The sequence below is a fragment of the Psychrobacter sp. genome, assembly GCF_030457785.1.
In the GTDB taxonomy this organism is placed as follows: Bacteria; Pseudomonadota; Gammaproteobacteria; order Pseudomonadales; family Moraxellaceae; genus Psychrobacter.
This window is the reverse complement of the sequence record NZ_JAKDUI010000080.1, coordinates 1-10332: the sequence shown is the minus strand read 5'-3', so window position 1 is coordinate 10332 and position 10332 is coordinate 1. Positions and strand designations below refer to the sequence as shown.

Sequence of the window (10332 nt, the reverse complement as noted above, 5' to 3'; positions counted from 1 at the left end):
GGCGGTGGCTGAGGCGGCGGTGGTGCTGGCGGATCTTGGTAGATACTGACCAGACTCTTAAAATAGTGAATCCTAAATGATCATCAGCAATGACGCACTCGAGGAAATAAAATAATGGCAGAAAACAACGCCTCAAAACCCAGCTTCGCTCGTTGGTGGCGGCAAGTCTTGTTTGTCCCTATATTACATAGTAAATGGCTGACCACAGAAGCCAAAGCACGGCTAACCGATATGGTGACAAGAGCAGAGCAAGGCCATCGTGGAGAGGTTTTTTTAATCATTGAAAATACGCTTCCTACTCAACAGGCCTACCATATTGACTGCCGTGAACGTGCAATCAACTTGTTTAGCGAATATCGAGTTTGGGACACCGAGGAAAACACAGGCGTGTTGATCTATGTCAACATCTGTGAACATGACCTAGAAATCGTCGCCGATAGAGGGATTAGTGCTCATGTTAGCCCAACTGTGTGGAGTGCAATGTGCGACAAAGCGGTATCAGGCATCGCCAGCAAAAAAACTGAAGAGAGCTTGAATGACCTTCTGGATGAAGTTGGACAGCTAATGCGTCAGTATTATCATCTCGAGCATGATCCTGCAGGCAATGAGCTGTCGGATACGGTAGTGTTTTTGAAATGATATCAGAATTGAAAACGATCACAGCGTATCAGCGTAGAATAGTCGGCAAGCGTAGAACAGATGACAACAGTACTGTTTTTACATCGTAGCCAATGCGTTATGTGGTTTTAAGCTCAATTCGCTTATAATAAGTCTCTGAGCAGCACTGTATTTTGATAAAGAACCGTTATTGGAATAATATGATTGATTTGATAAAAAAGTTACCGAAAGCTGAATTGCATTTGCATATCGAAGGCTCATTAGAACCTGAGCTGATGTTTAGATTGGCAAAGAAAAACAAGATAGACATTCCTTACAACGACATAGAAGATGTTCGAAAAGCGTATGACTTTTCCAATTTGCAAACCTTTTTGGATATCTATTATGCTGGTGCAAAAGTGCTCGTCACCAAAGATGATTTTTACGATTTGACATGGGAGTATATCCTGAAGTGTGTCGAAGAAAACATCGTTCACACCGAGATGTTTTTTGATCCCCAGACACACACAGAGCGAGGTGTGCCCTTTACAGCGGTAATCACAGGTATTAAAGAGGCACTCGCTGATGCCAAAGAAAAGTATGGCATTACGTCTTGTATTATCATGTGTTTTTTACGGCATTTATCACAAGAAGAAGCGTTTGCAACGTTAGAAGAAGCAATGCCGTTTAAAGAAGATATTATTGGTGTCGGACTGGATTCTTCAGAGTTGGGTAACCCACCATCTAAGTTCAAAAAGGTATTTAAAAAAGCCAAAGAAGCAGGCTTCAAGTTGGTGGCTCATGCTGGTGAAGAGGCTGATTACTCGTATATTTACGAAGCGTTGGATCTGTTGAATATTGACAGAATCGACCATGGTGTTCAGTCAATCAACAGTCCTGAGTTAATGACGCGTCTGAAAAATGAGCAAATGCCCCTGACGGTTTGCCCAAACTCCAACATTGAACTGAGAGTGTTCGACACCTATAAAGATCACAATATCAAAGAATTACTGGACTATGGACTGAATATCAGTGTTAATTCAGATGATCCTGCTTATTTCAAAGGTTACGTTAATCAGAACTTCATCAACTTATGCGAAAACCTACCAATCACAGAAGAGGATGTCATTACTTTGGTAAAGAACTCGTTTAAAGCTTCGTTCATAGATGATGAATTAAAAGATAAGTATTTGGCACAAGTGGATTTAGCGTTGCAATAAACATCAAGAGACTCAGCTCATATGCGCGAAGGCTCAACGGTTATGAACCGTTGAGCCTTTTTTATTATGCGAGAGTATCCATGATGCCCGTTGCTATTGTTCATGTGTTCATGCAGTTGTCATTGTAGCTTTGTGACTTATGGCTTCGTGATTGGTAGTTTCATGATTTGCAGCTTCACGATTGATAGTTAAGTGGTCTATAGTTGAGTCATTTCTTGAACGAGTAGCGGCAGGATGATACCTGCTTTTTCTGCTAAGGTGATATCAACGATGGTATTTTGTGTCGGATTCGGGTTGATTTCAATGACATGGGCGCCATTTTTTTTTGCTAACTGTGCCAGTCCGGCAGCAGGGTAGACGATACTTGACGTACCAATGCTGATAAATACCTCACAGTTATTAGCCGCGTCTTCTGCTATTTGCCATTCCTCGATTGGTAAAGCCTCCCCAAACCATACGATATCTGGTCTGATATGACCATCACAGTGCGAGCAGGTAATAAGCGCATCATCAAATCGAACCGTATTATCATTATCGTACAAATCTCTGGCATGGTGTTGGTACGGTACTCCGCATTGGCTACAACGATTGCGCCATAAATTGCCGTGCAAGTGAGTCACTGTGCTACCAGCCTGCTCATGCAGGTCATCGACGTTTTGAGTGATAAGTGTCAACTGCTGAGCTGAGGTCTGGGTGTGATATTGCCATTGGGCTAGAGCATGGTGTGCTGGGTTTGGCTTTTTATCTGCGACAGATTGTCTGCGCCATTGATACCAAGACCAAGACAGCTTTGGATCACGAGCAAATGCTTCAGGTGTCGCCAACTCTTCAGCAGTATAGTTTTCCCACAGTCCTGTTTGTTTATCACGAAATGTTGGAATGCCGCTTTCTGCGGAAATGCCTGCACCCGTCAAAAGGCAAATACGTTGCTTGGTTTTTAATAATTTGGCAGCAAGTTTTACTTCTGCTATTAACGCTGGTGATAATTCTGCTAACATGAGCCAACCCTTGTTAATAATGGATATCCCTTCTTATGATAGATGGAATTTGGTGGCTTGTCATACTGTTTGCTGTTATTGCCGTTATATGGATACTAGCAAAATCACGTGGAGGCAATACAACCAATGGCAACGAAACATTGAGTAAAAAATCCAGTCACGGTCGATCAAAAAAACAAAAAGCACCTGTTAACGATGGTCTACAAAAAACATCGGCACTACTAGGTAAGCACTTTCCTGAATATCACGTAAACCGTAAAGCCAAGCATATTATGATCAATCAACATGACAAAAAAATTGCGATGATTACGATGGATAAAAAGCTCCCTGTGGGTCAGCGCCGTTTGGGCGATATTACAGTGATTAATTATCACCGTGTGCCTAGTCGCGCTCAGTTGACTGTTAACTTGGAAGATGCAGAGTGAGATTTTCTCTATAGATGAGAGATGCTAAAACCGATAGGCATAGAAAGGCTGTTAACACCTTGATATGTTGATTTGATGAGTAAGGGTTGTTTGGATAAGGGCTAAGGAAGAGTGGAGAAAGGTTGTAAATATAGTGATTGGTGCGCTCGGCGGGAATCGAACCCACGACCCTCGGCTTCGGAAACCGATACTCTATCCAACTGAGCTACGAGCGCATAAAATGAACCACGAACTACTTTATTAAACGACATCATATTGAACAATCAATACTTCGCTGCTAATTGACTCAGCTTGTTTGCCAACGAGACGACAGTTGGGATATAAAAAACAGGCAGTAGTGCTGAGTGTCGAAAAATAAAGACCGCTTAGTCTAACAAATAAACGCTATAAAGCCAATAAATGAAGCCTGTGAATGATGTTTTTTGAGAAAAAATAGGATAGTCGTCAAACAGGCATGGCAATTTACCTGCCTTTTCCCTTATAATGTTATGGAGAATTCATATTTAAAATCACCGATTACAAAGTTGCCAGCATGTTAGGTGGTTGTTTGCTATTGATGATCAAAGGTCATCAAAATAAGACAAACAAACCTTCTAAGTGGTGCAAGCCTTTGTATACGTAATAAGAGAACGTGACGAATGAGAAAAGTAGTTATGTTATCGGCAGCTGCCATTCTAGGAATCGCTAGTATCGCGGTGAGCCAGGCTGAAAGTGTTGTAGACGAAACGTCTGAAACGGTCACTGATGTCGCAGAACAGGAAGTTGCAGAAGAAAGCACTCCTGAAGATGCCGAGGCTACTGAAGCCGCGGCAGAGGGCGAGGCACCTGCTGAAGAGGGTGAAGCTGCTGCAGATGAAACAGCTGCTGCTGCGCCTGCTGAAGAAGAAGAGCCAATTCCAGAAGACACGCCGCAAGTGCAAAAATTGATTGCCTTGTATCCTAACTTGGTTGCTCGTATCCAACCAGTTGCGAGAGTATGTTTTGAAGATGATGAGGTTTGTGACGTGACGGCACGCTCTTCTGGCCCTTCAGCTGGTGATGGCCCTCGTGATGGTCAGGCAGTGTATAACGCTGTGTGCCAGACTTGTCATGCCTCTGGTTTATTGGGTTCACCGATATTGGGTGATGCTGGTGCGTGGGGACCACGTATCTCAAAAGGTGCAGATACTTTGTATGACCACGCTATCAACGGTTTCAACGCTATGCCTGCTAAAGGCGGGGCGAGCATTCCTGATGAAGAAGTTCAAAATGCTGTGGATTACATGATCAATGAAGCGAGTTAATTTCTATTGCATTGATTGTTAAACTGACTGTCAGTTTGAGCCAACTTTTAGTTTGAGCTAACTAGTAGTGTGGTTAATTGACAGTTTTACTGGCTGAAGGCTATATTTTGCTAATAGCTTGTCAGCTAGATATTTTGACAGTGTTGGTATGACACCTGTGTATAGAGCGCCTATCTCATTCAATGAGATAGGCGTTTTTTTGCTAATAAGTCATACCTATATAGCACTGCTGAGATATCGTCGGAGAAAAGAAATATCGATACAACACGTACTGTTGGTTTCAATTTTTCTGGCTTGCTGTGCTTACGCAGACAGAGGTCATAAAAAACTGACACTAGAAATACTGTAGCGACTTTCAAATATTTCAACCATAGCATGGTTGAAATTGTCGATTGGTAGCCTCATTCTATGACAAGACATATTATCGTTGACGAATGCCATGTTTGCTATGTGAGTATTTCACGTAGGCCTAGGGCGTGTTATCAATTAACACATTCAATCATTTAGTGGACTTAAACTGGCTAAATTTTGCTACTCATCGTCAAAACCTTGTGAATGTGTTTATATTCTCTGCAATTTTTTCCTTGATTGGCGTGAGTTTATCTCATCTTAAGCTTCACTATTTAAGTGATGACACGCCCTAGTCGTTTTTTAAAACGATCTTATATACATTGATAACAAATAAAGAGGTATTCATGTCTGAAGTACCAGCACTTACTATTCAGAATCTATCCAAAACCTATGGAAACGGGTTTTCAGCACTCAAAGATGTCAATTTAACCGTCCCTCAGGGTGGTTTTTTTGCGCTGCTTGGTCCAAATGGTGCTGGTAAATCAACGATGATTGGCATTATCAGCTCGTTGTTTAAACCAACGACCGGTAGCGTCAGTATCTTTGGAACAGACTTGTTGGAAAATCCGTCGATTGCCAAGCAGTACCTTGGTGTCGTGCCGCAAGAGTTTAACTTCAATATGTTTGAAAAAGTTGAAGATATCTTGATTACCCAAGCTGGTTACTTTGGTATTCCTGCCAAGGAGGCACGACCACGGTCAAAACGATTGCTGACAGCACTTGGTCTGTGGGAGAAGCGTAATAGCAAATCACGTGAGTTATCGGGTGGCATGAAACGGCGCTTGATGATTGCCCGTGCGCTGATTCATAAGCCAAAGCTATTGATTCTTGATGAGCCGACGGCCGGTGTCGATATTGAGCTGCGCCGTTCTATGTGGGAATTCATGCAGCAGATTAATATTGAAGAAAAAACCACTATTATTTTGACGACGCATTATCTGGAAGAAGCAGAGCAGCTATGTAAGCGTATTGCGATTTTAGATCATGGTGAGATTCGCATTAATACAGAGATGAAAAACTTGTTGGCACAGCTGTCTGTTGAAACCTTCGTGTTTGATTTAGAGACGCCGCTTACTGGTCAGTTGGATTTGAAGGGCGTGACAGGATTGTCGCAGCCGGATAACCAAACGCTGGAAGTGACTCTGACAGAAGGTGAGTCGTTGAATGGTGTTTTTGATCAGTTATCAGCGCAAGGCGTCACTGTGGCGAGTATGCGTAACAAGGCCAATCGATTGGAAGAGTTATTCATGCGATTGGTAGATAAAAATGTTAAAAGTGCGGACAGCATGAAGGAGGCGGGTTTATGAGTCAAGAAATGATAGAGCAAAATAAGACCACGTCATGGAGCATGAAGTGGATTTCTTTTCGTACTATTTGGTTCAAAGAAATTCGCCGTATTTTACGTATTTGGCCGCAGACACTACTGCCACCAGTGATCACCATGAGCCTGTATTTCGTCATATTTGGTAAGATGATTGGCTCGCGTGTGGGTGAGATGGGTGGTGTACCTTATATGCAGTTCATCGTGCCTGGCTTGATTATGATGTCGATTATTACCAACAGTTACTCCAACGTGGTGTCGAGCTTCTTTAGTGCCAAGTTTACGGCCAGTATCGAGGAGCTTTTGGTCTCGCCCGTATCCAAACATGCTATTTTGATGGGTTATATCAGCGGTGGTATTTTTCGCGGCTTGGCCATTGGTCTTATCGTTTCTATAGTGGCGTTGTTTTTTACCAACTTGGGTATCGAGCATCTGTTCGTGACAGTGTTTACGGTGCTCGGTACATCTGTATTGTTTTCACTTGGCGGCTTTATTAATGCAGTATTTGCTCGATCATTTGATGATATTTCAATCATTCCAAGCTTTGTATTGACACCACTTACATATCTTGGCGGGGTGTTTTACTCGATGGAGAATCTCTCTCCGTTTTGGCAAAATGTGTCGCTATTGAACCCAATTGTATATATGGTTAATTCGTTTCGTTACGGTATTCTTGGGTACTCTGATGTCAATGTCTGGTATTCGATGGTCGCTATTTTTGCATTCTGTGCGATATTTTATACGATTGCCTACCGTCTATTGAGTAACGGTTCACGCGTGCGTTTGTAATAATCACAGTTTAGACACGTGATAAATGCACGATCTGATCGGTTTATTGGTGTTTTAGAGCAGCTTTTTTGTTTAGTATTAGGAAGATAAATGAGTATCCACGGTATTTTGGGCGAGCAGACCACCGACTATCCTACTGAGTATAGTCCAGAAACTTTGTATCCTATCGCCCGCAGTATGGGGCGTGACGCAATTGGATGGCAAGACGATAAACTAACTATTGGTATTGATTGGTGGCAGGCATTTGAGATGTCTTGGTTAAATACGCAAGGCATCTCGCAAGTTGCCATCGCGCGCTTTGCAATTCCTGCGAGCTCGCCATTTATCATAGAATCAAAGTCGCTTAAACTGTACTTAAACAGCATTAACTTTACAGAATTTTCTAGTTGGGAAGAAGTGCAAGCACTGATTGCCAAAGATTTATCAGCTTGTGTTCAAGCAAAAGTTCAGGTCGAACTGTTTGGCTTAAATGATGAGCAAAATAACGATCTGTCGGGGTTGTTGATTGCACAGCCGGAAGGTGTGTGTATTGATGATGCCCTTGTAAATAGCAGTGAAAAAATAGCATTGTGTGACCACCCTGATGCGTCACTGTTAAGTAATGATCAGGAGCCAGACAGTAGCAATGTTTTAGAAATTGATGGCGCTGAGCCTTTTGCTTTTTATTCTAACCTGCTACGCAGTAATTGTCCGGTGACCAATCAGCCAGATTGGGGTACATTGGCAGTTTCAATGACAACGGATAAGCCGGTTAATACAGCCAATATCCTGCGTTATATCTTGAGCTTTCGTCAGCACAATGGCTTTCACGAGCAGTGTGTCGAACAAATATTTGCTGATTTAAGCCGCTATTTTGAGCCAGACAAGCTAATGGTTAGAGCATGGTACACACGTCGAGGTGGTATCGATATTAATCCTTGTCGTGTCAGTCATACTGAGTTGCTACCTAAGCCAAGCCGCTTAATTCGTCAATAAATACTGACGTTATGAGTCATGCTTATGTCCTATAATAAAAAAAGTTTATTTGATAATGGATGACAAGCATGAAGTTAATAAGGCATTCGTTGGCGTTGGTAGGTACAGCGGCGTTATTGTTTTCTACATCGCTCGCAGCGCAAGCAGAGTTTGTAGAAAACAACTATGTCTGTGAAGATGCATACATGGAAGTGGCTACTGCCTGTGGCGATAATGCGGTAGCAGTCGAAAAAAAGCGATTGAATGACCTCTACATGAGCGTTTATCCTACGCTAGACCAGCAGCAAAAAGCGCGATTAGATAAAAAGCAGCGTGCTTGGTTGAAGACACGAAGTGAGAAATGTGACTTTAACTATGCTGGACCAATGAATAACTCTGTCGTATATGCCATGGTTAGTGCTGATGTATGTGTGGCAAACGAAACGCAAAAGCGTAGTCGAGCTATCTCTAATGAGTACGACATAAAATAAGCACTATACAATTAGCATGCCATCGATGTAATTTGCCAGCCATTAAAAAAGCGCCTATCTCATGAGGTAGGCGCTTTTTTTGACAGTCTGTGCAAGTAAGATTATTTGCGAGTTACTTTGGCAATAACTTCATCACGGCTGAGCATTTGTTTCTCTGGCTCGCGGCGATCGACGTATTCGTATTTGCCTTCAGCTAAGTTGCGATCAGAGACGACGATACGATGTGGAATACCGATCAGCTCAAGATCTGCGAACTTAACACCAGGGCGTTCGTTACGGTCATCGAGTAGCACATTGACACCTTGTGCCTTTAGTTCGTCATACAACGCCGTTGCTGTCTGCATGACGGTCTCTTCTTTTGACTTCATCGGAATGATGGCAACTTCAAACGGCGCGATAGAGTCCTCAACCGCTGGCGTTTTTGGCCACATGATACCGTTTTCGTCATTGTTTTGCTCGATGGCAGCAGCGATGATACGGCTTACGCCAATACCATAGCAACCCATCATAAGTGTCACAGGCTTGCCATCTTCACCAGAAACAGTGCAGTTCATCGCTTGTGAGTACTTGTCACCCAATTGAAATATATGACCGACTTCGATACCACGTTTGATGTCGAGTGTGCCTTTGCCGTCAGGAGAGGGGTCACCTTTCTTTACGTTACGAACATCCACGATACGGGTAATGGTCTTATCACGTGCCCAGTTCATACCGATCGTATGTTTATTTATCTCGTTGGCGCCAGTGACAAAGTCTGACAAGGTTGCAGCTGAGCGATCGACCAACACGGGCATATCCAAATCAACACCAATGTAGCCTTTATGCAAGCCCGCTGCTTTTAGCTCTTCGTCAGAAGCCAAAGTTAGTGGCACATTGGCTTCTTCGATTTTTTCAGCTTTGATGGTGTTTAGTTGGTGATCACCACGCAATACCACTGCAATAAGCTGTGGTTGGTCGTCTTCGGTGTGGCCATGTACGATTAAGGTTTTAACCGTGGTGGCTAATGGGACATCCAAGTGTTCAGCCACCATCTTACAACTGGTCATGCCTTCTGTCGAAACATCTTCGCGTGCCATTTTTGGTGGTTGACGGTCCGCGATGCTCACCGTTTCAGCCAGCTCAACGTTGGCAGCATAATCAGAAGAATCTGAGAAAGCGATATCGTCTTCGCCGCTTTCTGCCAAGACGTGGAACTCATGCGAAGCAAAGCCGCCGATAGAACCGGTATCTGCCTGTACCGCACGGAAGTCCAAACCTAAGCGTGTGAAAATGCGGGTATAAGCACCATACATAGCATGGTATGTCTTCGCTAAAGATGCTTGATCGATATGAAATGAATAAGCATCTTTCATAGTGAATTCGCGTGCGCGCATCACGCCAAAACGTGGGCGAATTTCATCACGGAATTTACTCTGAATTTGAAAAAAAGTAATCGGAAGCTGCTTATAACTACGTAGCTCACCTTGGGCAAGATTGGTGATAACCTCTTCGTGAGTGGGACCAAGCACGAAATCGCGCTCATGACGATCTTTGAAGCGTAATAGCTCAGGACCATAATCGTCAAAACGACCGGTCGTCTGCCACAGTTCAGCAGGTTGAGTCATTGGCATAAGCACTTCTTGTGCGCCGACGCCTTGCATCTCTTCGCGAACAATGCGTTCGACTTTTTGCAGGATGCGTAAGCCCATAGGCAACCAAATATACAACCCAGAGGCGATTTTACGAATCAGACCGGCACGGACCATCAATTGGCTTGAGGCGATATCGGCATCACTTGGGGTTTCTTTTAGTGTGGCAAATAAAAACTGACTGGCTTTCATAAATAAAGCGTAACCTTATCAACGATAAAAAAATAAGAAATAGTAGGGTGTTGAGCGTAGGGCTAGTCGTTTCATTGACGCCG

Annotated in this window: 10 protein-coding genes and 1 tRNA gene; 8 read left to right on the top strand and 3 right to left on the bottom strand. The window is 43.3% G+C overall.

The features are described from left to right. Positions 1-114: 114 nt before the first annotated feature. Positions 115-639, top strand: coding sequence for a TPM domain-containing protein (locus tag L0J61_RS05595; protein ID WP_301465349.1), 525 nt, complete (start codon positions 115-117; stop codon positions 637-639). Between the two features lie 179 nt (positions 640-818). Further along, entirely contained in the window at positions 819-1817 is a 999-nt protein-coding gene (locus tag L0J61_RS05590) for an adenosine deaminase (RefSeq protein ID WP_301465348.1), read from the top strand. A 197-nt stretch (positions 1818-2014) separates the two neighbouring features. On the opposite strand, the gene L0J61_RS05585 is transcribed toward L0J61_RS05590, so the two are convergent. Beyond that, entirely contained in the window at positions 2015-2815 is an 801-nt protein-coding gene (locus tag L0J61_RS05585; RefSeq protein ID WP_301465347.1) for an NAD-dependent deacylase, read from the bottom strand. 35 nt (positions 2816-2850) lie between these two features. Between L0J61_RS05585 and L0J61_RS05580 the strand changes: the two genes are divergently transcribed. Continuing rightward, on the top strand, positions 2851-3240 hold the full coding sequence (locus L0J61_RS05580) for a hypothetical protein (protein ID WP_301465346.1): 390 nt from the start codon (positions 2851-2853) through the stop codon (positions 3238-3240). Positions 3241-3378: 138 nt separating this feature from the next. On the opposite strand, the gene L0J61_RS05575 is transcribed toward L0J61_RS05580, so the two are convergent. Further along, a tRNA-Arg gene (locus L0J61_RS05575) sits at positions 3379-3455 on the bottom strand. A 438-nt stretch (positions 3456-3893) separates the two neighbouring features. Here L0J61_RS05575 and L0J61_RS05570 point away from each other — a divergent pair. From L0J61_RS05570 to L0J61_RS05550, 5 genes are all read left to right on the top strand, one after another. Further along, positions 3894-4523, top strand: a complete 630-nt coding sequence (locus L0J61_RS05570; RefSeq protein WP_301465345.1) for a cytochrome c5 family protein — start codon at positions 3894-3896, stop codon at positions 4521-4523. A gap of 695 nt (positions 4524-5218) precedes the next feature. Then, positions 5219-6181 carry an ABC transporter ATP-binding protein gene (locus L0J61_RS05565; RefSeq protein ID WP_301465344.1) on the top strand — a complete coding sequence of 321 codons (963 nt, stop codon included), beginning with the start codon at positions 5219-5221 and terminating at the stop codon, positions 6179-6181. A 41-nt stretch (positions 6182-6222) separates the two neighbouring features. After that, positions 6223-6984, top strand: coding sequence for an ABC transporter permease (locus L0J61_RS05560; protein ID WP_301465350.1), 762 nt, complete (start codon positions 6223-6225; stop codon positions 6982-6984). 90 nt (positions 6985-7074) lie between these two features. After that, positions 7075-7959 (top strand): NADPH-dependent 7-cyano-7-deazaguanine reductase QueF, encoded by an 885-nt coding sequence (gene queF / locus L0J61_RS05555; RefSeq protein ID WP_301465343.1) that lies wholly within the window; start codon positions 7075-7077, stop codon positions 7957-7959. Between the two features lie 68 nt (positions 7960-8027). Then, a complete protein-coding gene (locus tag L0J61_RS05550; RefSeq protein ID WP_301465342.1) occupies positions 8028-8429 on the top strand; it encodes a lysozyme inhibitor LprI family protein in 402 nt (133 codons plus the stop codon). A 101-nt stretch (positions 8430-8530) separates the two neighbouring features. Here L0J61_RS05550 and L0J61_RS05545 read toward each other — a convergent pair whose 3' ends face one another. Further along, positions 8531-10249 carry a proline--tRNA ligase gene (locus L0J61_RS05545; RefSeq protein ID WP_301465341.1) on the bottom strand — a complete coding sequence of 573 codons (1719 nt, stop codon included), beginning with the start codon at positions 10247-10249 and terminating at the stop codon, positions 8531-8533. Positions 10250-10332: the final 83 nt, after the last annotated feature.

Bases quoted from the DNA above. Each gene is read 5' to 3' on its own strand.
- L0J61_RS05550 (WP_301465342.1), top strand. From the start codon at position 8,028: ATGAAGTTAATAAGGCATTCGTTGGCGTTGGTAGGTACAGCGGCGTTA.
- L0J61_RS05595 (WP_301465349.1), top strand. From the start codon at position 115: ATGGCAGAAAACAACGCCTCAAAACCCAGCTTCGCTCGTTGGTGGCGG.
- L0J61_RS05570 (WP_301465345.1), top strand. From the start codon at position 3,894: ATGTTATCGGCAGCTGCCATTCTAGGAATCGCTAGTATCGCGGTGAGC.
- queF (WP_301465343.1), top strand. From the start codon at position 7,075: ATGAGTATCCACGGTATTTTGGGCGAGCAGACCACCGACTATCCTACT.
- L0J61_RS05580 (WP_301465346.1), top strand. From the start codon at position 2,851: ATGATAGATGGAATTTGGTGGCTTGTCATACTGTTTGCTGTTATTGCC.
- L0J61_RS05545 (WP_301465341.1), bottom strand. From the start codon at position 10,249: ATGAAAGCCAGTCAGTTTTTATTTGCCACACTAAAAGAAACCCCAAGT.
- L0J61_RS05585 (WP_301465347.1), bottom strand. From the start codon at position 2,815: ATGTTAGCAGAATTATCACCAGCGTTAATAGCAGAAGTAAAACTTGCT.
- L0J61_RS05560 (WP_301465350.1), top strand. From the start codon at position 6,223: ATGAAGTGGATTTCTTTTCGTACTATTTGGTTCAAAGAAATTCGCCGT.
- L0J61_RS05590 (WP_301465348.1), top strand. From the start codon at position 819: ATGATTGATTTGATAAAAAAGTTACCGAAAGCTGAATTGCATTTGCAT.
- L0J61_RS05565 (WP_301465344.1), top strand. From the start codon at position 5,219: ATGTCTGAAGTACCAGCACTTACTATTCAGAATCTATCCAAAACCTAT.